The following is a 23,923-nucleotide window of genomic DNA, read 5'->3' as shown; positions in this document are numbered from 1 at the left end:
AGATTCTCTTTACCGATTGGTTCCACGACGACAGCTATTAACAATTTTATCTTGATGGAATGGTCGAGATCCATCTGCAGGCAGTAATCGATCAAGGCTGGCATATATATGCGCAGAAACAGCCTAAGTCATCCATTGCGGTACCGACAAAAATTGTTTTTGACAAAAAAACAGGCATTACGCTTGTAGGTGGCGTAAGGGAATTAGGCAGGAAGGATATTTACACATCAGCAGTTGTAGGCATTACCAATTATGAATACGCGAATAAGGTCGATTTTGTGCAGACAATGAAAATAGGTGCCGGGATCAAAGTGGTAAGGGGTAAAGTGACCTGGGAGGCCTGCACACATGAACGATGTTTGAGTGAGGAAACAATTGATTTCAATGTTCCAATAAACTAGATTATCCCTTTAAATTTCTCTTTTTTATAAAAACATGAATTGTCTTTGGATTAGGAAGGTGCTGTTTGGTGCTGGGCTCGCCTGTCTTGTGCCGGAGATGTTTCCAGAATACTATAACAAGCGTCTATGCTGACGATTGACGGTGAACCTGAAGGGGGTGAGATGTACCACCTTATCGTGGTACTGATCATTTTGGAAGAAGATATTGTAGGTTGCTTTTACTGAAATTTACGCATTATATTGTTCCCTAATCCTTTTAATTACCATCGTCCCTTTAATAATAAATTGTTTGGCGGTTACCCTACGGTAACCGCTATTTTTATTCATGGAGACTTTTTTTGAGAAATATTTTTTTGGAACTTCTATTGTTCCCAAAAAATAAATACATTCGTTTTATCTATGGCTCTTAATCAAATATCAAATGAAATATTAACAGTTTTCGATCGGGAAGTCGATCTGATCGTCAATCGGATTGACAATAGAAAATCCAAAAAAGATATAGCCAGATGGCTGGATAACTTTGACGATGAGGATAAGATAGATGCGCTGGAAATACTCGAGAGGCTAACCTATGTTGGTGAAGATGAGTTGAGATTTAGGGCTGATGTAATGGTAAAGCAAGTGGATCTTCTGGTTCCACAGTCGCATGTGATCTATTTTTACCCAATTGGTAAATTTGGGAAGAGTTCCTTTCTTTTTAGTTACTATATCAATAAGTCCCCACTTTTTAGTAGGCTGGAAAGAACTAAGAGGGTGAAATATATATCCAACAAACTATTGGCAAAAGAAGCCAGGTTTGATGGAAATGTTTCTATCGTGTTCTTTGATGATTTTTTCGGGACAGGAAACAGCTTTATCAAACACTATAGGTACATACAAAGTATATCCCCTGCAGGATTTAATGATGTGGAAACGGTTTACCTGGCAGGTGTTTATTACATGGAAAGTGCCAAACAAAATATAGCAGCTGTAATACCGAAAATAAAATTGATCGGTGAGGTTCACCATAAGATCTTTGATGATGCCCATCTGTTCTTTTCAACCGTGCCCCAGAACGGGGTAAAAAGGAAGTTGACATTGGATTATGGAGCTTCTAAGCATCTTTTTAAAGAAAAGGGCAATGATTTTAGTCTGGGTTATGAGCATTCGGAAGCATTATTGGCCTTTTCTTATGCACCGCCCAATAATACACTGCCTATAATCTGGTCAAGCAAATCAAAATGGAATCCGCTTTTTCCCCGTTCCAGCGAGAATATTTTTGCGGGACTAAAAGAATTCAGGCAGCAGAATGCACATATGGCCGCCCAGATGCAGCTCGAAATTCCCCCTGAGGCATTGGGGATTTTGGGTGGAAATCAGGTAAAGACTATAATCATAGGGATTATGAGGATGTTGCACAAAAAGTTACCGATGCCTAAAATACTATTGATTTTGAATTTAAAGAGTGATGAGTTATCTGAATATCATAACATTGGAGTTCAGATGGGGTATCTGACTGGAAAAATGGAAGTGACAGCTGCAGGCGAGTCGGTATTGATGAAGGCCCTACAGGAAATCTGGGTGTTTAAATCGGCAAATAGTAAGACGGTGATAAATTCAAATGTAAAATATATGCCAAAAGTAATCTCCGTGGAATGAAGCGATTACCGCTAGTGAATTTTGCGAAAGCAAAGCTCAGTACCACTAGGGCTGGGTTCATGAGATGTTCCTATAAAAAAGGGGGATCTTTATTTGGACTGTATTGATGTTATTATTCTGTATATAGCGTAGCGATAAAAGTGGAATTTCACGGAGATTATTTATTAGAATGGGCCCAGGAGCTTGGAAAGCCAGAGGATTTTACAGTGCGATTGATGAAATATTCAGGGCGCCTGGAGGAAGCTGGCCTACCTGTATTGTTTTCGCCTTTGCACTGGGCAGCTTCAATGGGGATGGAATATCGTGCAGTGGTGGATATTTTGGACAATAGGATGTTATTCTATAATGAGTTTAGGATAAGAAAGAAACGTGGCGGATTTCGGCACATTGATGCGCCCAATCCTGAGCTTTACCGGATCCAGAACTGGATAAAAGAGTTTATTCTCGATAAGCTAAACTTCTCTTCACAGGTTACCTCTTATCAGAAAGGGAAATCTATAATTGACAATGCCCTACCACATGTGGGCAAGGAAATCATTGTAAAATATGATCTCAAAGACTTCTTCGCATCCGTCACCGAAGATAGGGTATTTGGAATATTTAGGATGTTGGGCTATAATAAAGCGGTAGCGATAGATCTCGCAAAGGCTTGCTGTATTGATATTCCACATCAAAATAAGAAAATGATATTAACCTATCAATTTGGATGTTTACCGCAGGGTGCCCCTTCGAGTCCCTGTCTTTCAAATCTGAGCGCAACGAAGCTGGATTTTAGGCTTGTTGCCTATGCGGAAGAAAGAAAATTAAGTTATACGCGATATGCCGATGACATCACATTTTCAGGCAATATCGCTGACAAGCCCTCTCTGTTTGCTGTTAAGCAGATCATAAAAGAAGAAGGCTTTGAGTTGAATAGTTACAAAACAAAATATGTTCACCGTTCAAACCAGCAGATTGTCACGGGACTGGTGGTGAATGAAAAACTCAGCATCCCCAAGAAAGAGCGCAAGCGAATACATTCCCATCTGCACAATTGCATAACTTTCGGACCTTATAAACATATTGCCAGAAAAAACATCCAACATCGAAATTATCGGGAGTGGTTATTGGGAAACATTGTGTATATCCAGATGGTACATCCTAAGGAGGGCAGATTGCTCCGTGATAAATTTAACCTGATCAATTGGTTCGATGACAGCGAGTAAACTTTTTTTACCAGCACATTAATTTGTTTTCAATGAGTATCTTAAATTTTAAAAAACAAATATTTCTATGCAACTAAGCGACGCACTTGCGGCAGGCGCCCTGGTTATTTCTATTTTAACGTATCTAGATAGCCGAAAAGCCATAAAACTTGTCAAAAAAACTGAATCACAGGCGGAACAACCTGAACTGGCTAAAATTCGGGAGTTGCTATTAATGGCCTCAAAGTTGGATTTTTACCCTAGCGCTGAGATTTTTTCATCTGAGCTGCAGGAAAAGATCTTAACTTCTATGACTGGATACGCCAAGTCGGTGGATCAAACAAAAGTTCCAACCTATATTGCCGCAAGGTTGGTCGATCTGGTTTCGGATTTAGATCAGATCCAAAGCCACGAAGAAATCAAGAAAAACCTATACTGGATTTGTATGGGCGTCTGGTATTTTCACTTTGGATGCTTTGGAGGTATATCGAGGAGTTCCACCACAAATTGATTTCGCAAAAATCTGAAATGATCAATTTTGGAGAACTGTATTTGAACCATTCAAATTTTAGAACTAAAATAATGTTTAGGCCGATCGATGATCTACTTGGGGAAAGCCGCCAGCTACTCGAAGAATTGCGTCGAAATACACCTAAATAGTATCTGGTTAGCAGATCTCTTAAGTGTTTTTTGGCAATTGTCAATTAATACTATTCAAATAAGAGGTGTTTCCAATGTATCTGATTTTTTAGTCAAACATCGTCAGAACCTTGATGACTTAGGTTTATATTTTATTTATTAGAAAACGTAAATCTTATTTTTAGAACCATTGATATAACTTTAAATTTATTGATCAGCATTTACCATTAACCGGATTATGGGCTCTAGAACACAGAATCATATTCTTGAAGATGAATCAAGACGTTTTTTTAGCGGACTTTTACCCAAACATTGGGTTTACAGGGATAAGCATCAGGATTATGGGATTGATGCTGAGGTTGAGATTTTTGATGCCAGTGGCAATGGGACGGGTTTGGTTTTTTGGGTACAGCTAAAAGGGACTGCAGCAAAGGATTCTAAAACCATCAGATCTGTTAGCTTTAAAAATGAAAAAATTGGCCAATTCAAAAGTTACGAACTGCCTGTATTGATTGTGAGGTATTCTTCGGTAATGAAGATGTGTTATTTCAAGTGGATTGGTAGTGTTGTTCAGTCAAATGCTAATGTAAAGTCGACCAATATTTATTTCGCTGATGAACATCTCTGGAATGATGGATCTGCTGATCAAATTTGTAGTTATTTAAACCGGCGTGGAAATATTAAAAACGGGAATCTGAGATTTCCGGTAAAGACGTTTTTAAAAAGGGTAGCTAGTAATGGTAAATCTAAGGTTCCCTATTCCCGGATAACATTTTTAAAGAATAGCCTATCTACATTGCCCAAGTACTTTTCGTTGACAAATGATGAAAAGGAATCTTCGCTTCAAATTTTGGTGGAAGATAGGCAGCTAGTTTTTTCGGTTACAGACCTGGCATTTTCGGGCTTGGGATTTGGCGAGGTTTTCATCAACTCGGAGGATATGGAAAAGGTAAGTAAAGCTATTTTACTGACTTTTTCAGCTGCTTTGTTCGAATTGAATAGGGATGATCTGGGCAGTGATGTCTTTTTTAAAAACGATCTTTTTGCTTTGGCGAAAAGAGATTCGATTTATCTCACTCATTTTCTTTCGCGGCTGTTATTGGGCAAAGATTTTTCCAGGGCAATGAAGCTTCTAAATGATCATTTATCAAGAGAGCCTCAGGACAATAATTTTTTGGAAACGATTATCAATATGATCATCCTTCCAAGGAGGGGGGAATATGATGAGCGTGAGCTCGGTCTGGTAGAGGATTTTCTGCTGCTTTCCTTTAAACTGAATATTGCTGGCCATGATTACGGCAAAGCGACAAGCTGTTACAATTTAGGGAATTTCTATCGCGGTATGGGTAATCTGCCAGTAGCTTTTGGTTACTTTCTAAGGGCAAAGCGGTTGAATCCGGGTTATAAAAAACAAGCCTATTTCCTTGAGGAGGTAGCCTTCATATTATTTCAGCTTGGCAGATGCTATTTGGCGGAACAGTTATTTAGAAAGGCAATTTCACTTGGCGGGGCATCTGAATTTGTCAAAGCATACATTGGAGATTGTTTGCTTTTTCGGGGACGATATCAGGAGGCCGCAAATGTTTTCGATGAATTCTTAGCCGACCAGCACCAAAGCTCAGATCATCTAGATGAGTGGTCTTTAAAATTCAGCTGTATCAGAACTTTGCTCGAGCATGACTATCCGGTGGAGCAGAAGAGGAACATTGCCTTAGGTAACAGGTGCGCAGAGGCAGGAAAATATGATGAAGCCCTAGAAGCAGATATGCTTAATGCCAGGGCCTGGTATGAGATGGGGGTGGATTTTAATGCAGAAAATGACCAGTCTTCGGCATTTGTCGCTTTTGTGATGGTAGGGATACTTAAAAAGGATTTTGTAGCGGCATGGGCAAATGCAACGATGATCGGTTTCACGAGTGACATCCATCAATTCCTTGTGATCAATACGATCAAAATCGCTTTTTACTATAATGGGCAAAATTATATCAATCTGGTCTCCCAGGTTCTGGAAGATTCAAAACACCCTGGTCGCGATGCGTTATTGGAATGGATGGATAAGATTTTGGTCAAGCTTCACAAGCCACCTATTACGATCAGATTTTTCAATGGTGAGGAAACTGATGATAGAGCTGATTTTCAGGGCTGATATGATCAATTGTCTTGCCATTTACGGTTTTAATGGAACAGGGGATTTACATTAATAATTGTACCGGGTGTTGAGGTCTGGATCAATTTTGAAGGTGAGCCAGTTCATGTCTTCTTTCCAGCAAAATTCAAAGCAGCATTTCCACATTTCTCGGCCTCTTTCCAGTGCTGCTCCCGTACAGAAGCGGTAGTCGAAACCAAGCCTCCTCAGTTCATCTTTTCTGATATGGCGGATTTCTCCTTCTTTTAAATTGTTAAGCCGGTATTGTTTCAGGACCCTGTAATTATTTTTAATGGTTTTGATGACATCGGGAAAACGTTTGTTTTCTTCGGCGCGGTCTACTGAGCGGATACGGCTATTGTAGTTGTTCTTGCAGTCTACGTTACAGAAGATTTTTCCCGCCCTGCCGTGTAGTATTTTATCGCAGTAGCGGCAGCGCGGTTTTTCGTGGGTGGGTGTTTCGTTGCTCATGGAAGTTGGTTTTTCAAGAGTTTCCTATATCTAATATCGGATAATTTTTTGTTGAAACCGTTATGTTGTTTGGTTATCAGATAAGATGTTTTTTTCTGCTGTTAATTTTTAGCACAGCGACCAACTTTGATGCGGATTAAAAATTAAAGGCATTATGAAAAATAACATTTTGACATCTGAAAGCTTCTCTAGGGGAAACAAACACTATTTTTTCGATTACAAACGGGCAAGTAACAGTAGCAACTTTATCAGTCTTACCTTAAGTGAGGCACAGCATTGTGGTGGCTACGGTCGCCAGTCGATTCCTCTGTTTGAAGAGGATTTTGGGATATTTATCGAAAGCTTTTCTTCTCTTATAACCTCAATCATGCATTATGGTAAGGCATATGAGACGGTTCAGGATATGTGGGCTTTAGGGCAATATAAAGAGCGGTTAGGAGAGCATGGGATCAAGGGAATGCAGGAAGGGGAAAGACTAAGGGAAAAGATGCTGGAGCGGGGAGCAGGTATGATGACAGATTCTGAACTGCTGGCCATGTTGATCGGCTCGGGTACGCCGGGTGAGAATGCGATCGAGCTTGCCCATAGGATATTACAGAGCGTGGAATGGAAGCTCAAGGGACTTGCTGCGCTGGATTTTTCCGGACTGTGCCGGTTTTCAGGAATGGGGATTGCCAAGTCTTCTTCGATTATGGCAGCGATGGAACTGGGCAGGCGCTTGGGGCGGTATTGATTATGCTTAAGTCTTATCCATCCTTAACCTTTTATTGTGGATTTTTGATGCTTTTATTTCAGGCTGATTTGTATTTAAAGCGGAATATTTCCAATAGATAATCTTTTATAGCGGTAGTTGTTTTTGATCCTTTTATCGAGAACAGTACCGCTATTTGGTCGGTATTGCCATCCGGATTTTGGTTATGTGAAATTTTTCCAGGTGCCCCATATGTCCTGTTTTTTGATTTATTTCTCCATATCTGCTGGGTTTATTGTTGCAGAATATATAGTTTTACGCAAAAACGCTCTACATGAACCAGCACCTTAATATTTTTCGTTATTACAACGAAAGCAATTCTTCGGAATTTATCGAAAACAATCTTAGCAGGGCCTTTGCCATCTGTTTGGAAAGTGATTCCCTCTTTTTTAGCAAATATATTCAGTCTATTGTTGAAAAGGATGATTATGATTATCTGTTCAACCACTATGAAGCTGGGTCGGCCTATCAGATTGACCTACAGGTGAACACGAATTCTTTGGAATCATCGGGCTTAAAGAAAGTGTATGCAGTTGCGATGACGGCGGATAGAAATCTTGATATGGGTGATTTTCTCTCGCTTAAGGCTTCGGTTTCAAAAGAGATCAATCTGACGGATGTACTCATTACCATTAAAGATATCGCTATATTAATTGAGGTTAAGCGGAATTCTTTTGACTGTAAACAGCAGCTTTTTGACCAGGTTGCTCCACTTGTTGCCTCTGGAAAGCAGATAAGCGTCGTTCCGGTAAATTTTTCCTGGAAACATACCATGGTGCTGATGGAGCAGGTGGCGAATCTGATGCTGTTCAGGCGCGGGAGGTCGAGGATGCTGGGCGACTTTATTGCTTTGGCCGAGATAAGGTATCCTTACTGGTTTTCCAGCCGTGCGTTTCATCAGCTGCCAGCTTTATCCGATAGTTCTCAAAAATCTGTTCATGCAAGGAATCTCCGGTTAAAGCAGATCATTAATCATTCGGCGCAGAAAATATTGGATTATTCAGACCGTATGGCCATCGGCATTAGTTTTGGATGGGCGAGTGAAATCATTCCTTTTTTTCAGCAGCACCGGGGAGAGGACTATGTGATTTTTACGATCTGGCCGGGTAATACCAAATCCCAGGGCTATCATATTTATAGTAAGCCACTTGACTGGACTGAACGGAAATCCTTAAGTGTAGGGGATAAAAGTTTTGAGCTTGATTTGGAGTACCATATTAAGTTTTGCCATTTTAACCGCTTTGTAACCTCACTTGATTTTGGTGCTGATGAGCTTTTGAAGCCTTTGAATACGGCTGATAATTTTTATAATAAGTCCGGTAAATGGGATCTGAAGGATTGGGGCGAATTCAAGTTGATAATGGATGAGCACCTGAGGCCGGAGTTCAATTGGCGGGAGAAATGTGGTTTTGATCAGCATTTCGTCAATACCGATAGAAATTATTTCACGGTTTCCTTCGGTTTTATGGTTGATTTGTATGTTCCCTATAAGATTTTTCAGCAATTGGATACTGATCTGAACAATTATTCAGCGCCTTCGGGTTTTATCGATCAATTGGTAGATGCTTATTCCCATTTATTGGACCGGTCTTAAACAAGTTATATTTCTTATGCAAGAAGTTAATAATAAATCTGAGGAAAGAATTCCCATAGATGGTGAACTGGAGCGTTTTGCGCTACATTTATCTCCTGTGGATAATAAACGGATTATGTTTTCGGCTGGTTTTGGTGCCGGTAAAAGTTATTTTCTGGATGCCTTTTTTGCTGCACGTAGTGATAGCTATTACCCTCTTCAGCTGTATCCGGTAGATTATTCGGTGAGTTCGAACGAGGATATTTTTGAGCTGATCAAGTTTGATCTGCTTGATGCGCTGTTGAAAAGATATGCTGATAAGATCAAGCTTAGCGAAGAAGATATCAGCCAGGGATTGATCACGCAGGAATTTCTAAGGAGTGAGGTGAACTTTTATAAGGTATTCAAAGTTTTTGCCAAGCATTTTATTCCTTTTGGTGAAGCGGCGACTGATACGCTGGATGCCCTTAAAAAGTTGTTTGATGCCCATAATACTTTTTCGGGGGAAATGAAGCGCAGCGGGACTGACAGTGCGGCGGAGTTTATGAAGACATTCCAGCAGAAGAGTGGTAGCGTAAGGGAATTGGATGGTATTACGCTGCTGATCCGGGATTTTGTTTCCAGGGTACGCGGGGCTGAAGATAAACCGGTTGTACTGGTTATCGATGATCTGGATAGGCTTGACCCGGAACATATTTTTAGGATTTTTAATGTGTTCACCGCGCATCACGACAGTCGATCTGAGGAGAATAAGTTCGGTTTTGATAAAGTGGTTTTCGTGTGTGATGTAAACAATATCGAACATATGTTCCATCATCGGTTTGGGCAAAAGGCTGAATTTTCAGGGTATATTGATAAGTTTTATTCACGCGAGATTTTTCAGTTTCGGCACCGGGATTTCCTGAAACAGCTTTTTCATGATGCTTACCTGCGTCCTAAATTGAACCTGGCCCAGCAGGATGAACTGGCCAACGTTTATGTTCAAATGCTAGATAAGGGTCACAAATTCCAAAAGGTGCTCACACGTACCGTTAGTGAGATGATTGATATCGATACGGTCAGGATCCGTAGTCTGGTCAAGTTTTCTGCTTATGAACTGGCAGCATACACTTTTAGTTATAATGGACTGAAGATAAATGCTTTTGCTTACCCATTGCTTTCACTGATCCATCTACTCAGGCAGCTTTTTCCTAGACTAGAAGATCTCGAAGCCGCTATCGCTGAGCTTGCTGAAAATTACCATTCAGATTATTCGCTAATGCCGAAGGCTTTTGATGATGGGGGCTATACCAAGGAGCTCATCCATTATTCGCTTCCCTTCATTGATGCAGATACTACTTTTAATTACAATGTTACCTCTGGAGAGCGGGACATGAATGTGCTTAATGAAAAGGGCAGGGGGTACGCGGTTAGATACCGATTAACTGAAGACTTTGAAAATGGAGGTGGGAAGCTGGAGTATCTTAAAATGTATGATCCAGGAGAGATGGGAGTTGTTTATAAGCCAAATCCCTTTCATCTGTTTTTACACGCTTTCCGTTTTTGCCGCGAAAATGGGCTTTTGTATTCGGTTTAGTAAGTTAAAAAATAGGTCTGAGAGGTAGGATTTATTATTTGCTGAATTTTCTAAATGCGCTTACCATCTGGAAGATAAAATAGGAAACAACCACTCGGCTGAGCAGGTCAAATAGATAGATGATTTTGGGATATTGATCTATGTTCTCATTCAAGTCTTTGATTCGGTGGGTGGGGTTGAGTAGCACGATCCACATTTTCAGATTCTCCCAGATAACCCAAAAACTGATCTCCAGGTCTTTCCAACTGGAGGCGAAGTGGTTGTAGTCAAGTTTGCTTGAGGCAAGAAAGCCCACAGGGATATAGCTAGCCAGTGAAAAGACGGCTAGGCCGGTCAATGCCCTAAGCCAGCTCTGTTCGTAGTTATTGCTTGCACTGCTCCACAGGATCAGGTATTCGCTCCACTGTCTGGGCCGCTGGTGGGTCACGGCCCGCTTGTAATAGTAGAGTTCATTGCGTTGAAATTCTAAGGACTGTGGCATATCTCCCTGTTTTTGTGAGGAAAATTTTAGTTGGCGGTAAATTTCTCTCACTGCATTCAGCCGCTGGTAGAGGACGTCTCTTGCAGTAGTAATTTCGTGTTTTTTGCCGCTTCGTTTTGCTGATTTAAGGGTTTCATTGGCAGAATCGATGCGATGGTTTTCCAGTTGCGAAGGACTGAACCAGGTGAGGTTGGAGGTTGATATATCGGTGAGCACGACGTTGTGCAGGTCTATAAGATCGTAGGTGCTAAAGTCACTTTGGAAAAAAAGTGCTTTGCCCAGATGGGTGTTGTTCATCTTTATGGACGAGCTTCTGATCAGAAACGGATCTTTATCGTCCTGCCATTGGATCTTGGAAGCGCGAAGGCCTGAAAAGATAATGCCACCCTGGTTGGTTGTTTCACATATCGAGAGTTCGTTGACTGCTACATTGGTGAAACTGATATTGGCGCTATTGTTATAACCCTGCATGAAAACTGCCCCCACATCCAGGTCACCAAAGTTGAGGTTACCGCTGAGGTTTGGTGTTAGCTCCAATATGATCATTTTGATAGCAGAAATGTTTTTGCTATCGCCTCTTGCTCCTTTTACGATCAATCCGGAAGAAAATCGGCAGCTGTCTATCGAATATTGCAGGATCCCAGAATAACCGCTATAAACTATAGAATCGTAGTTGATAACAAAGGCGCGTTCAAAGTGGCTGCCAAAAAGCCTAAGTCCTCCATGTTTAGTATGCAGGCCTTTGATGTGTACCTCGCCCCGGAAAAGTCCATCATGGAAGAGGATATTATTCCTAATGATCTTATTGTAGATTTCCAGTCCCTTGGAAAATGTTCCGGATCCGCTGAATTTGAGGTTTTCAGCACTACCGTACTCAATTAAAGCCGTCTGTTGTACCTGGCAAGATGCGAGATGGATATCCCCTCTGGTCATGCATTCTCTGATTAAAAGTGGCCCCTCAATGGTACATTTTTCAAGTATAATGCCTTCATTCTCAGTCCTGATTTTTTCCAGTATCAATGGACCGGAGAACACGCAGTCTTCAAAGCGAATTCCCTGATGTAAATTAGAATCTTTTAATTCTAGTTGGGCCTTAAAGACACAGTTTTTAAACTTGATGCTAAGTTCTTCGTCCCAGATTAGTTCTTGATAGGCTTCAACCAAGAGGGATGAAAAGCTGACTGACTGGTTAAAGGTACATGCCTCAAAATAAATGCCCAACCCTAGGTTTGTCCGGTGGAAATGAACCTGTCCAGTGAATTCAGCCCGGTGGATGTGCATATAGTCGGCGTTATATTCGCTTTCGTTGACCTCTAAAAAGTCGACCCGGATGTCTTCGATCGTATCCTGAATGATTGATTCTGAAAACTTGGATTTAAGATCATAAAAGGAATCGGCGGGCATGAGCGTAACTTGTGTTTTATTTTTGAATTGTGGTGAAGATAAGAAATTGAATAATTTTAATTAGAGGGTAACGATGATATTTTTTTGCTAGCTAGATAATATCGCCTTGCCAGTCTTTTGTTCTGCTTCTGGAAGAATCTCGTCTAGGCTGGTGGGGTAATTTCCACAGGCTTCGAAAAGTATCGAGCGTTTAAAATATAGATTAGGTTTATTTATCTAAAGTTTATTAGTTAAAATGTGGTAGAAAAATTTGTATGCTATCATAGGTATCGATATCATTGCCAAAAAAATCAAAATTATGCTTTATCAACACAATGGCTATTTTAACCGCCCGGGGGTGGAAAAATTGGTAAAAGAATTTGCAACCAAATATGGGTATGATTTGGGGAATAACACCGAACAGGGAATAGATGTAATTAATATAATCGATAATACAGATGCACATTCAGGTGAGCTTATCATTGAGATGAGACCGGATGGTTTCTGGATAGAATTACAGCAGATCGATCATGCAGATGAGGTTACCGGTGAACTTCAAAACTGGGCTCAGGACGGTACGAAGGTAGCCGAAATTATCAACACTTTAAAGGTGTTTTCAAGCGATTATGAGTTTGACCGAATTCTTCAACAAAATGATAACCTTATTCTTTTTTGGGTAAGGAGGAATGGGCTAACATTAGTAATAGCAGCTCAAAAACATCAGCTGGGTGTTAAACTTACACACCAGGACACTCGGGGTGGGGTGCTGACCACTATCGAGAAAATGGCCTTAGATTCTCATCTTTCTGATGTAGAAACTGTAGTCAATGGAGGGTAGAAAAGCGCTGCAGCCGAATTTATATTAGTTAGCAAAGATATTAGATATCCTTTGACATTCTTCTATGCTTTGATAGGAGGTGCTTCACTGGAGGTTGCCCCGATTTGATGGTGACTCTAGCCAATCAATCTCTTTAAACTTTTTCATTTTTTTCCTAATATGGCTTTAAGTTGTTCAAGGCTTAAAACCATATTTTTTTTTCGATGAACCATCGAATGACAGTTGGGACACAGCACTATCATGTCCTCTTTAGGGGATACCTCGCGGACTCCTTCAGCTACAGGCTTGGTGTGATGAACGTGGATAAAACCTTCTCCCCATTCTCCATAAAGTTCCCTGAAATTGATGCCACAGGCCATGCAGGTTAACCCGTGGATCTCAATGGCCCTTGAGCGAAGTCTGGCGTCCCGCTCATAGGTTGTGGTCATCACCAATTTTTTTTGACCTTCGCTGCTAGTGTAGCCATCGCTTTCTCCTTGGTTTTTGTCATTGGTCTGATTTTCAACTGCCTGATCTGAAAGAGAAATGATCCGCTGGTACACTTCTTGAGAGATACCGCGTACTCCATTGCGCCAGTAATTGGTCTTTTTGGATTCAGGAATAGACTCGAGATATGCTCCATTTTGGCTGATTTCAATTGGGTAGGAGAAACGGGAAAACTGCTCGATATCTGCATACAAGTCACCTTTGGTTGACTCGGGATCCGGCGATAAGTGACCGATGACTGCTGTTCCGAAATAGTGGGGAGCCGGGGTCATGCGTTTATCTTTAAAGGATTTTTTTTGCATTCGTCCCTTATAGTAAATAATCTGAGTACCGGGAAGGAGAAGTTTTTGATAGGTTTTTGGAAAGTGATAGGTTTCCCCTGTTTGGTCATGCCAGAGGGATTCATCATTTTCGGCAATGATAGCGTAATTCATGTTTTTTATTTTTGAGCGTTAGATTTGAGTTGTTTATCGGAAAGCTTAATCGTGATCGGATGGTGATGAAGCTTGGGAGCAGACTACAGATAAATCCTGGTCAAGTGCGACACAAATTTCAAGTAGTGTTGAAAGCATAAAATCTTCCTTCGCATTCTCGATATCACTAATTTTAGAACGGTCGATGCGTTCGCAACGGTTAGCCAGCTCTTCCTGAGAAAGCCCCTTTTCTTTTCGGAGCCGTCTGACGTTATCGCCGATGAGCTGATAGGTAGATTGGTGCACAATTTTCATTGTCGTGAAAGTCGGAGATTGTGTAGATATATTTCGTGGCAAAATTGCCACGTTTTAAGGTTTTTGAGAAAGCATGTGTGGGTAGCTAGGTATGCTTAAAAACGTAACTTAAATCTTAAACTAAAGGTTACAGTTTAGTTCAAAGAGACTGTGATCTTTATCCTGGTAAAAGGCATTTCTCACTAAAATCTTAACAAGATTTTAGTGAGAAATTTTGTTTTTAGAAAGTAAATTTTTACTATTGTAGTAGGTTGGAATAGTCTTAAAAAAGCTGTTGCGTAATTGTATCCTTTTCTGTTTAACTGTTTGATTTATAGGTTTTTATACTTTCTGTATCGGCAAATAAATACCTCAATTTCTGCTATTAAATTATAATCACTAATAAATTAGTTTCTTTATTCTAAAGATAATATTAGGATATAAAACTCACTATTTCAATTCATTAACTTCCAATTGTTTCGGTTTTCGTAATAAATTCACAGATACAAAAATTATAAATCCGAATAACCATGTTGAGAATAGTACGATGAAGAAAATCATTCTGATGGACGAATGAAAATAACTTGGCTGGTAAAAAAGCCGGTTCAGGATTTTGATTTTTTCAATTAAGGCATTTCTGTCAAAGTTGTTTCGGATCTGATTTAACTCTTGCTGATCTTTATCCCGAAAACGAAATACATCCTGGGTAAGAGCTGTTGGATTAATAGACGATTCAATCTTATATCTTTTAAATAGTGTATCAAGCTTTTTAAAAGACTGCAATAAAGAATCCTTGTTTAATTTATAAAGTAACCTATACCGTTGTATGGCATTTTGACGCTGCTGTTTAGGTACATTTTGATCTTCAATGGGACTGATCAACATCTTGTTTTCGAGAAAAATGCAAATGTTGTCATCGTATTGCGGATTAACTTCAGATCCTCTGTATATAATTTCTGTGCTGTCTTTTCTAACTGTTTTTGTAATAATTCTTTTCAGTATTTCTTTCTGATCAAAGCCAAAAAAATCAGACGCAGAACTGGTCGCGCCCTTTAACTTTTCATAATCAGAAGTAAGCATTTTTAAGGTATCGATGCTGTAGTAGGCAGTTTGCAGACTAAAATAATCTTTATTGGTTAAATCGTAAAACACAGTGTCTCTCACCTCAACCACGGGGTAGGGCTTTGGATAAAGAATATTGGTTACATTAAATAATGTTTCTGAATTGTAGGCAGAACCAGGGTATAAAAAAGGATTTAGAACATTCAATAAAGTTTTATCAGCGTTGAATTTTTTCTCAGGTAATTCTTGCCTAAGCTTGGCATTTAAGCCGAAACTATAACTGATAAAGAAAGTTAAGGATAGTAAGACTATAGCAAGTAAAGCAGCCCCGATAGTAAGCAGATTTTTAGCAGAGTACTTTTGTTTAGTGTGATTTCTAATTAATAAAATAAGTATCGTTAGTAAAAATAAACCCGTTATAAAGAAGTGGGAAATGGATACGTCATCATAAAACTTAAAACGATAAAATTCAGTATAAATATTGATTTCTTTTATGCCCGCAAATTTAAAATATCCATAAATAAAATAGGCAAAGTGTATAACAGCAAGTACAATGGCAGATTTTAAGAGAAACTTTTTTAGATTATGGCTCATATGGTTTAAAGCTGATTTTTCGGCTAAAATTTTTAGGTTCGGGATATAATGAAACGTTAGAAAATTAATGCTAAAAACACACATCTTATCGTTATGATTTGTGCTTTTTATGCTAAAGTAGTTTTTTTATTTTCTTAACAACTGGCAAAAGATTTCTTTCACATCATTTAAAGCTAAAAACGGCAGATTAAATAATCATAAGATTAAAAAAGAAAGTTCATTTATCTTTTAAATAACCTCACAGATTTTACCTTTGTGATCAACCACAAATTCTCCAATCCTTTTTACAACCTAAATATGAAAAAATATTTCAATAAAGTTTTACTGCAACTGATATTTACGGTTTCCTTTTTATCCCTGGCCAATGCGCAGGTAAAAAAAGAAGCCAGTGTAAACATTACCGGCGAAATTACAAAACCATACGTGCTAACTTTATCAGATTTTGCCAAAATGCCAAGGGTAGAAATAATTCGGAAAGATCGTGATGATAAAGACCATCAATATTCTGGTGTACTATTGACCGATTTACTCATAAAGGCGGGCGCAACAATGGGGAAGGAGCTTAGGGGGAATAATTTAACTAAATATGTAATGGTAGAGGCCAGCGATGGATATCGGATTATTTTTTCACTGGCCGAATTAGACCCGCAATTTTCTGATGATAAGATTATTTTAACAAATACAATGGATAAAAAACCACTTCCTGTTGCTGATGGACCTTTCAGAATTATTGTGCAAAATGAGACAAAGCCGGCAAGATGTATAAAACAGGTAACCAGCATTAAAATCGGCTTTGCAAAGTAACATTCACTGTAAATTGTTAATTTAATAACATGAATCCATTTAAAATTGTCCGCATTGGGTTTTTATTGTTGATTTTTCTTGCTGTACATTTCTGTGCATCTGCTCAGAAATTGCGGATTGCCGTAGCGGCCAATGCACAAGGACTGATCAAAAAACTTCAGCTCGATTTTAAAAAACAAACAGGGATCGAAACCGAAGCCATTATCGGAGCATCTGGTAAATTAACGGCGCAGATTATGAATGGTGCACCATATGATCTTTTTCTTTCAGCTGATACCGAATTTCCGGAGAAACTTTTTAAAGCAGGTTACGGAATCAAAAAACCAAAAATTTATGCCCTCGGCAGCCTGATTGTTTGCAGTACTTTTGATGGTGATATCAGCAACTGGCAGGCCATGATTAAAAGTGAGCAGGTTAAAAAGGTGGCTATAGCGAACCCAAAAACTGCCCCATATGGAAGGGCTGCTCAAGAATCTCTAAAGTTTTACCAATTGGAGGGCCAAATTGCACCTAAATTGGTATTTGCAGAAAGTATTTCTCAGGTAAACACCTATCTCCAAACAGCTGTAGTAAGCATGGGTTTTACAACTGAGGCTTTTTTATATGAAAACAGCGATAAAACCAAACTTAAATGGACAAGAATTAACCCGGAAAGTTATGCCAGGATTGAACAGGCTGTTATCTTATTGGCTAATGCAAATAAGACAGGTTTGGCAAAAGCGAATAAATTTTATGATTATCTTTCATCGGCATCAGCCAGAAAAATAATAGCAAGCAATGGTTATCATCTGCCAAAATAGAAAAAAATGGATATGGAACCGATTTGGTTAAGCATCAGGCTAGCCATAATTACAACAATCTTTCTGCTCATCATCGGTATTCCAATCGCCTATTGGTTATCCCGTAAACAAACTATTTTTAAGATCATTATTGAGGCTTTTATTACCATGCCTCTCGTGCTTCCACCTTCTGTACTCGGCTTTTACCTGTTATTGGCTTTTAGTCCAAACAATGGTTTGGGCAAGTGGTTACATCAGTATTTCGATTTACAGCTTGTATTTTCTTTTAAAGGACTGGTATTTGCCTCTATTATTTACAGTTTGCCATTTATGGTAAGTCCGATTAAGGCTGCATTTTCGCATCTACCGAGGTCGCTTGCAGAAGCATCTTATGTAATGGGCAAATCAAAACTAAAAACGTTTTTTTATGTCCTTTTACCAAATGTTAAGCCATCTATTTTTACTGCTGCGGTGCTTACATTTGCACATACCCTTGGCGAATTTGGTGTGGTATTAATGATAGGCGGTAACATACCAGGAGAAACCAAAGTAGCCTCTATTGCCATTTACGACGCCGTAGAAACGATGGATTATCATTCAGCAAATTCATATGCACTGGTGCTCTTCGCTATAACTTTTATCATCGTAATTACAGTATTTTTGATTAACAGAAATGCAATTAAAAGCCCTTTCGAATGATAAAGATTGCTATTGGAAAAAAAATCGACGGGCGATACGGCAATTTTGAACTTAAAGTAAACACAGCCTTTAATTTAAACGCCATCACCCGAATAGCAGGCCCTTCCGGAATAGGAAAAACAACACTATTGAAAATTATTGCCGGATTGGTTTTACCAGACAGTGGAACCGTTAGTGTAGAAAATGTGTTATGGTTTGATCAAATAAGTGGTTTTTCAAAAAAAGTTCAAGATAGGCAAATTGGTTTTGTTTTTCAGGATTATGCGCTTTTTCCAAATATGACGGTAGAAAAGCACCTTAAGTTTGGAACGGATGATGAGAGCTTCATTACTCATTTGCTGGAGCTTGGAGAAATGACTCAGCTGAAAAACAGGCTGCCAAAACAACTGTCTGGCGGTCAACAACAACGACTTGCGATACTGAGGGCATTATCAACCAAGCCAAAATTGCTTTTAATGGATGAGCCCTTTGCCGCGCTTGATCAGGAACTAAAAAGCAGGTTGATTACTAAACTTAGCCATTTTTTTGATGAACAGCAAACTACCGTTATTCTGGTTACCCACCGAGATGATCAGTTTATCGATTACAATAGTTACTCGTTTGAACTTAAGGGTATTGGAGATTAAAAGTGTAAAAACCCTTAATATATTGCTGTTTTTCACTTAGATGGACCAAATTTTTATTGAATGAAGGCAGTTTTTGGTGTTTTAATTAAAAATCTTAAAATCATCATTTGCTACTGCAAAAATTGTTTTTTGTTAATAAGCTCACCACTGCATGTTAACCGGATTATTTTTGCCCTGGTACCCTTCAGGTGTTCCTATTTGGAATGGATGGCTCCAACTTAGTTAGGTTGCATCTGCAACCCGCCATTTTAGCTTGATCTCTGAAATAATTGTGGCCATAAAAATTAAGCCTCCTCCAATGATAAGCCGGGTTGTAATGTGCTCACCCAATATAAAATGTGCTGCAAACGCTCCAAAAACAGGTTCAAAAAGATAGATGATGGAAACGCGTTCGGCACTAATGTATTTTTGCGAGATATTCGAAATCGTATACATATAAGCAGTTGAAAATATTGCACAGAAAACAATGCCCATCCAAAAGGTATTTTCCTGAGGAATCCAGATCATGTTCTGTTGGTTCAGACTTAATAAAAATGTCAATATTGCGCAGCTTGCAAACATGGGAACAATGGTTGGGATAATATCCCTGGTTTTCGATTCACGTTCGATCTGAATTAAATATATTGCAAAGAAAAACGCACCAGCAATGGTATAAAGATCGCCTGAACCGATGTTAAAGTTCTCTTTAATCGAAATAATCGACAAGCCAATAAGCGCTACAACCGTAGCAAGCCATATTTTTAATGGAGCTGCTTTTTTGTAAATGATCAACTTAAATACGGGGATCATCACTACGGTAATTCCAGCTACGAACGAACATTGTGATGCAGAGGTATGCGTTATACCAAGCGTTTGTAAGTAAATACCGAGCATTAATGGAATAGCCAAGCCAGCACCGGTTTTAAAGGCAGTTAAATTCAGATTTTTTACATGTTTCCAGAAAATAATTGATAAAACGAATGTTGCCAGCAGGAAGCGGTAAAATAAGAAGAGCGCGGAAGGATTTTGTCCGATAGCGAGTTTAGTTACAGAAAAGGAAATTCCCCAAAAGGCAGTTCCAAATATTAACAATATAAGAAAAGTGTTTTTCTTTTCCATTATGATTTCGATTCACTAGTTAATACCAAAGCTTTTTTCATCATCAGGTCCGTCTGCTCATCATCACCCAGCCAAAAGGTATGCTTGCTAAAAGTTTCAAAACCGTTTTTAGTGTAGAATCCTATCGCTCTTTCGTTTTGTTCCCACACACCAAGCCATACATATGATGCACATATTTGATGCGCACGATCAATGGCTTTTTGATAAAGAAACTGTCCAACCTTCTGCCCGTGGAATTCTTTAATGACGTAAATGCGCTCAATTTCAAGCGCATCCAGATCTAGTTTTTCTGTTTGAGCTTCTTTAAGATTAATCTTTAAATAACCGATTATATTGTTGTCGAGTATGGCAAAGTAAATTTCAGAGTCTTTATTGCTGAGCTCCAGATTTAACTTTTCTATCGAAAAACTTTCCTGAAGGTATTTTTGCATATTTTCCTCACTGTTGAGTTCGGCAAAGGTTTGGCCAAACGTAGTTTTACCTATTTGCTGAAGTTTTATTACATCCTGAAGTGTTGCCCTAACAATTTCGATATTTTCCATGGCACGAATGTAATTACTTATTAAATGTGTTAAAATGCTATTTATTCATTTATTAATGCATAAATTGCATTAATGGATTTACAGCGGATTAAATATTTTTTGGTGCTTTCAGAGCAGCTTCATTACTGGAAAACCGCAGAGAAAGTTAACATTACACAATCTGCGCTTAGCCGACAGATCCAGTCGCTCGAAAATGAACTTGGTTTACAGCTTTTTGACCGGAATAAGAGAAATGTTAAACTCACACCTGCCGGTCAGTTTTTAAAAGAGAAATGGGAAGTAGAGCTGAGTGAGCTCGATTATATACATCAGTTTGCAAAACAGATCCATTTAGGCGAACGTGGTGCCATTACCATCGCACATCCTGATTCGATATCAGCGTCTATAATGCCCGATATTCTGGTGAAAATCAGTCAGGTATTTCCTCAACTTCAAATTAAACTGGTGCAGGTTTTATATGAGAATCAGCTGGATTTTTTAAAGAACTATAAAATTGACCTGGCCATTACCAGAGACATTAATAGTGAGGCGGGGATAAATTCGAGAAAATTGCATTCTGATCATTTGGCTTTGGTGGTTCCGGAAGAACACGCATTAAAATCATTTGGTGATTTATCGGCCGAAAGCCTCCGCAACGAAAAATTTATTCTGCCAACCAGGGATGAGGGGAGTAGTTATAGCGAAATTATTCATTCCCTGTTTAGGTCTTACGGTTTCGTGCCGGATGCATTTCTGCACTCAGAATTTGGTTCAACAATTATAGCATTGGTAAGGAGAGGGCTTGGAATCGCAATTTTACCAGATTCTTATCTTTTTCATCAAAGTCCGGGTTTGCGGTTTATTCCTTTGCCTTTTAAAACTGATATATTCATTAATTGGCGTGCTGATGATCATAATCCGGTGCTTGCCAACATTTTAAATCTACTGATTGAACATTATGGCGGGCATGAAGAACGCTAATTGATGCTTTTTTAATGTAACAAAAAAAGGTGCTACCTTAACGATACCACCTATTTTTTTTATGGATAATATGATTTTATTTACTTAAAGAAGCAGTTTGTAAGATTGTTTCAGGAGTATTCATTTCTGTTTTTGAAGCAGAAAAACGATCTAAATCCAATTTTTGTGTTCTACCCATTACCAGGTTATGGTTTTGTGTTGCTCCGCTTAATTTAAGGTCAGAATGATCTTCGATAACGGTATATAAGCTTTCTGTATTGGAGTTTATTTTAGCTACAGCATTTCCTTTTAAAAATACCTGAAGATATTTTACATCAAGTTTACCTGCTGTTTTTACCACAACATTATCTGATGCCTGTACGCGGTAAATATCATTTACAAAAACGGTAACTTTTGCCAGGCCTTTATCTGCCGAAGATATTTTAAGGTTATAACCATCCTGTATAACTTTTACTTTTCCGGTATTGTCATCACTATAAGTTATGCCTTCAGTTCCGTTTTGAATAAGTGTAACTTCTACATTGCCACTTACCATAATTTTATTAAAGTTTTTTGGTGCAGAGATTTTAACAGGTTGTTTTTCGTTTGCTGTTACATTGGTAACAAAGATTGATGAAGTTAAAACGATTGCTGCGAATAAAGTTTTTGCGAGGGTTTTGATAGCGGTTTTCATAATATTGTTGTTTATATTTTTAATTAATATTTTGTGATTGTTTGATAATGAGACGCTGTTAGTTACAAAACGTTTCAGTGATTATTGGTGCTTTATACCAACGCAGCTTAATTGTCGACGTACAGGTTTTATAAATCGGCCAAAATCAGTTCATTTTATCTTCAGATAGGAATTTATGGATACAACCAGCTGATCAATTAGACGGTAAACGCTGTAATTTTAATTAGCGAATGCAGTAATCATTTGGTAACTTTATATCAACTTCTATTCACTTTGATATAATACTTAATCGATTTAGGAATAAACGGATTAATTTGTGTAAAACAAGTGTTAGAAGATTAAACAACAGTTTTTTAAAAAAAGAAATATTCGTAGATTGGCGAAATTATACATCCCTACATTGCAAAATTCTAATAAATTAATCCTCTCTGATATGGAGGCAATAGGCAAAATACCCGCTGTTGCCAATATTTTGGAAATTGTTTGCCGAACAACTGGTATGGGCTTTGCCGCTATTGCCAGGGTAACTTCTGATAAGTGGATTGCCTGTGCCGTACTTGATGAAATTAATTTTGGCCTTGAGGTTGGTGGCGAACTGAATCTTGAAACAACGATTTGCAACGAAATCAGGCAGCATCATCAATCTGTTGTGATCGATCATGTAGATCAGGACCCTGAATTTAACCACCACCATACGCCTTTATTATATGGCTTTCAAAGTTATATTTCGACACCTATAAAGTTAAAAAATGGTGATTTTTTCGGAACGCTTTGCGCGATTGACCCTAAACCTGCTAAATTAAAAAATCCAACAATTACGGGCATGTTTGCCATGTTTGCCGATTTAATTGCATTTCATTTAGATGCGCTTGAAGAACTTGCCCAGGCAGAAAAAAAATTGAAGAAAGAGCAGGAAGTAGCAATTTTAAGAGAACAGTTTATTGCTATTTTAGGTCACGATTTACGAAACCCATTAAATGCAATATCAAGCAGTGCACAGCTTCTATCCCGTTTAAATTTAGATGAGCGAGGTGGCCGGATTACAAAAATTATTAAAGATTCATCTTTTAGAATGAACGGGCTGATTGAGAACATGCTCGATTTTGCTACTGGCCGCTTAGGTGAAGGCATTACGCTTAACAAAACACCGGATGAAGATTTGGAAAAATTGCTGGTTCAGGTGGTAGATGAATTGCAAGCCATTTGGCCGTCAAGAAACGTTAAACTGAATTTTACGCTAGATCATCCTGTTAATGCCGATGGCAAGCGTTTGGCACAACTTTTTTCTAACCTGCTGGCCAATGCCTTAAATTATTCTCCGGCAGATTCTACGGTAGAAATTACCGCATATAGTAATGCAGAAGAATTTAACCTGTGTGTAGCAAATAAAGGCAAGCAAATTCCTGCTGCTGCTATGGAGCGTTTATTTCAGCCTTTTTCGAGGGGCGAAGTAGAACCTAATCAAAAGGGGTTAGGCCTTGGTTTATATATTGCTTCAGAAATTGCAAGTGCGCATAAAGGAACCCTTGATGTTTCATCCACGCCCGAAAAAACCTGTTTCACTTTAAGTATACCTTCAGAAAAATGACCATTGTTAGCGATAGCCTCCCAACATCAACCCTCTTAGATTTGAAGGTTGGAAATGAAATTTCAGATAATCAGCATTCTGGTATTATTAAAAGTATTAAAATTAGTGAAACGGATGAATTTTTAATGTTTCTATTTCAACTGGAGCATAAAAACATCATCGTAAAAAAGCTTAAACAAATCTGCTAGTTTACATTAGCCGGAAGATACCTCAATAGTAATTAA

Annotated in this window: 23 protein-coding genes; 15 read left to right on the top strand and 8 right to left on the bottom strand. The window is 38.7% G+C overall.

Features of this window, described 5'->3' with window-relative positions; genetic code table 11:
* Nucleotides 1–59: 59 nt before the first annotated feature.
* The 5 genes from ACZZZW_RS17250 (at nt 60) to ACZZZW_RS17230 (ending at nt 6,008) form a co-directional block, all read left to right on the top strand.
* Nucleotides 60–401, top strand: coding sequence for a hypothetical protein (locus ACZZZW_RS17250; protein WP_463495210.1), 342 nt, complete (start codon nt 60–62; stop codon nt 399–401).
* Nucleotides 402–800: 399 nt separating this feature from the next.
* Entirely contained in the window at nt 801–2,039 is a 1,239-nt protein-coding gene (locus ACZZZW_RS17245) for a phosphoribosyltransferase-like protein (RefSeq protein ID WP_463495209.1), read from the top strand.
* Nucleotides 2,040–2,179: 140 nt separating this feature from the next.
* A complete protein-coding gene (locus ACZZZW_RS17240; RefSeq protein ID WP_463495207.1) occupies nt 2,180–3,244 on the top strand; it encodes a reverse transcriptase family protein in 1,065 nt (354 codons plus the stop codon).
* Nucleotides 3,245–3,311: 67 nt separating this feature from the next.
* A complete protein-coding gene (locus ACZZZW_RS17235; protein WP_463495205.1) occupies nt 3,312–3,734 on the top strand; it encodes a hypothetical protein in 423 nt (140 codons plus the stop codon).
* Between the two features lie 366 nt (nt 3,735–4,100).
* A complete protein-coding gene (locus tag ACZZZW_RS17230; RefSeq protein WP_463495203.1) occupies nt 4,101–6,008 on the top strand; it encodes a DUF4365 domain-containing protein in 1,908 nt (635 codons plus the stop codon).
* Between the two features lie 51 nt (nt 6,009–6,059).
* Here ACZZZW_RS17230 and ACZZZW_RS17225 read toward each other — a convergent pair whose 3' ends face one another.
* The gene (locus ACZZZW_RS17225; RefSeq protein ID WP_463495201.1) at nt 6,060–6,479 is read right to left on the bottom strand and encodes a hypothetical protein; all 420 of its coding nucleotides are present in this window, start codon (nt 6,477–6,479) and stop codon (nt 6,060–6,062) included.
* A gap of 154 nt (nt 6,480–6,633) precedes the next feature.
* Between ACZZZW_RS17225 and ACZZZW_RS17220 the strand changes: the two genes are divergently transcribed.
* The 3 genes from ACZZZW_RS17220 to ACZZZW_RS17210 all read left to right on the top strand — a co-directional run bounded on the left by ACZZZW_RS17220 (nt 6,634) and on the right by ACZZZW_RS17210 (nt 10,379).
* Nucleotides 6,634–7,212, top strand: a complete 579-nt coding sequence (locus tag ACZZZW_RS17220; RefSeq protein ID WP_463495199.1) for a UPF0758 domain-containing protein — start codon at nt 6,634–6,636, stop codon at nt 7,210–7,212.
* Nucleotides 7,213–7,504: 292 nt separating this feature from the next.
* Nucleotides 7,505–8,824 carry a hypothetical protein gene (locus ACZZZW_RS17215; RefSeq protein WP_463495197.1) on the top strand — a complete coding sequence of 440 codons (1,320 nt, stop codon included), beginning with the start codon at nt 7,505–7,507 and terminating at the stop codon, nt 8,822–8,824.
* Nucleotides 8,825–8,840: 16 nt separating this feature from the next.
* A complete protein-coding gene (locus tag ACZZZW_RS17210) occupies nt 8,841–10,379 on the top strand; it encodes a P-loop NTPase fold protein (protein WP_463495195.1) in 1,539 nt (512 codons plus the stop codon).
* A 34-nt stretch (nt 10,380–10,413) separates the two neighbouring features.
* On the opposite strand, the gene ACZZZW_RS17205 is transcribed toward ACZZZW_RS17210, so the two are convergent.
* Nucleotides 10,414–12,264, bottom strand: a complete 1,851-nt coding sequence (locus ACZZZW_RS17205; protein ID WP_463495193.1) for a hypothetical protein — start codon at nt 12,262–12,264, stop codon at nt 10,414–10,416.
* A gap of 298 nt (nt 12,265–12,562) precedes the next feature.
* On the opposite strand from ACZZZW_RS17205, the gene ACZZZW_RS17200 reads away from it, so the two are divergent.
* Nucleotides 12,563–13,081, top strand: a complete 519-nt coding sequence (locus tag ACZZZW_RS17200) for a hypothetical protein (RefSeq protein WP_463495191.1) — start codon at nt 12,563–12,565, stop codon at nt 13,079–13,081.
* 143 nt (nt 13,082–13,224) lie between these two features.
* Here ACZZZW_RS17200 and ACZZZW_RS17195 read toward each other — a convergent pair whose 3' ends face one another.
* The 3 genes from ACZZZW_RS17195 to ACZZZW_RS17185 form a co-directional block, all read right to left on the bottom strand.
* Nucleotides 13,225–14,001, bottom strand: coding sequence for an HNH endonuclease (locus tag ACZZZW_RS17195; protein ID WP_463495189.1), 777 nt, complete (start codon nt 13,999–14,001; stop codon nt 13,225–13,227).
* 45 nt (nt 14,002–14,046) lie between these two features.
* A complete protein-coding gene (locus tag ACZZZW_RS17190; protein WP_463495187.1) occupies nt 14,047–14,295 on the bottom strand; it encodes a helix-turn-helix domain-containing protein in 249 nt (82 codons plus the stop codon).
* 429 nt (nt 14,296–14,724) lie between these two features.
* Nucleotides 14,725–15,930, bottom strand: a complete 1,206-nt coding sequence (locus tag ACZZZW_RS17185) for a hypothetical protein (RefSeq protein WP_055910433.1) — start codon at nt 15,928–15,930, stop codon at nt 14,725–14,727.
* A 297-nt stretch (nt 15,931–16,227) separates the two neighbouring features.
* Between ACZZZW_RS17185 and ACZZZW_RS17180 the strand changes: the two genes are divergently transcribed.
* The 4 genes from ACZZZW_RS17180 to ACZZZW_RS17165 are packed head-to-tail and all read left to right on the top strand — an operon-like array spanning nt 16,228 to nt 18,838.
* Nucleotides 16,228–16,734, top strand: a complete 507-nt coding sequence (locus ACZZZW_RS17180) for a molybdopterin-dependent oxidoreductase (RefSeq protein WP_055910272.1) — start codon at nt 16,228–16,230, stop codon at nt 16,732–16,734.
* A gap of 29 nt (nt 16,735–16,763) precedes the next feature.
* The gene (gene modA, locus ACZZZW_RS17175; protein WP_055910274.1) at nt 16,764–17,534 is read left to right on the top strand and encodes a molybdate ABC transporter substrate-binding protein; all 771 of its coding nucleotides are present in this window, start codon (nt 16,764–16,766) and stop codon (nt 17,532–17,534) included.
* Nucleotides 17,535–17,546: 12 nt separating this feature from the next.
* Nucleotides 17,547–18,212, top strand: a complete 666-nt coding sequence (gene modB, locus ACZZZW_RS17170; protein ID WP_235526096.1) for a molybdate ABC transporter permease subunit — start codon at nt 17,547–17,549, stop codon at nt 18,210–18,212.
* Complete coding sequence (locus ACZZZW_RS17165; protein WP_463495183.1) at nt 18,209–18,838, top strand: sulfate/molybdate ABC transporter ATP-binding protein; 630 nt, start codon at nt 18,209–18,211, stop codon at nt 18,836–18,838. The genes modB and ACZZZW_RS17165 overlap by 4 nt, the downstream gene beginning before the upstream one ends.
* 222 nt (nt 18,839–19,060) lie before the next feature.
* Here the strand turns inward: ACZZZW_RS17165 and ACZZZW_RS17160 are convergent, their stop codons facing one another.
* Nucleotides 19,061–19,936: a DMT family transporter gene (locus ACZZZW_RS17160; RefSeq protein ID WP_055910283.1), complete on the bottom strand. Its 876-nt coding sequence runs from the start codon at nt 19,934–19,936 to the stop codon at nt 19,061–19,063.
* A complete protein-coding gene (locus ACZZZW_RS17155; RefSeq protein ID WP_055910286.1) occupies nt 19,936–20,478 on the bottom strand; it encodes a GNAT family N-acetyltransferase in 543 nt (180 codons plus the stop codon). The genes ACZZZW_RS17160 and ACZZZW_RS17155 overlap by 1 nt, the downstream gene beginning before the upstream one ends.
* A gap of 72 nt (nt 20,479–20,550) precedes the next feature.
* Here ACZZZW_RS17155 and ACZZZW_RS17150 point away from each other — a divergent pair, with 72 nt between their 5' ends.
* Nucleotides 20,551–21,438 carry a LysR substrate-binding domain-containing protein gene (locus tag ACZZZW_RS17150; RefSeq protein ID WP_055910289.1) on the top strand — a complete coding sequence of 296 codons (888 nt, stop codon included), beginning with the start codon at nt 20,551–20,553 and terminating at the stop codon, nt 21,436–21,438.
* A 76-nt stretch (nt 21,439–21,514) separates the two neighbouring features.
* Here the strand turns inward: ACZZZW_RS17150 and ACZZZW_RS17145 are convergent, their stop codons facing one another.
* Nucleotides 21,515–22,111, bottom strand: a complete 597-nt coding sequence (locus tag ACZZZW_RS17145) for a GIN domain-containing protein (protein WP_055910293.1) — start codon at nt 22,109–22,111, stop codon at nt 21,515–21,517.
* Nucleotides 22,112–22,544: 433 nt separating this feature from the next.
* Between ACZZZW_RS17145 and ACZZZW_RS17140 the strand changes: the two genes are divergently transcribed.
* Nucleotides 22,545–23,699 carry a GAF domain-containing sensor histidine kinase gene (locus ACZZZW_RS17140; protein ID WP_055910297.1) on the top strand — a complete coding sequence of 385 codons (1,155 nt, stop codon included), beginning with the start codon at nt 22,545–22,547 and terminating at the stop codon, nt 23,697–23,699.
* Nucleotides 23,700–23,923 lie beyond the last annotated feature (224 nt).

This window comes from Pedobacter sp. AC379, from assembly GCF_979258145.1.
The sequence above is the reverse complement of the archived record's forward strand: the minus strand, read 5'-3'. Positions and strand labels throughout refer to the sequence as shown.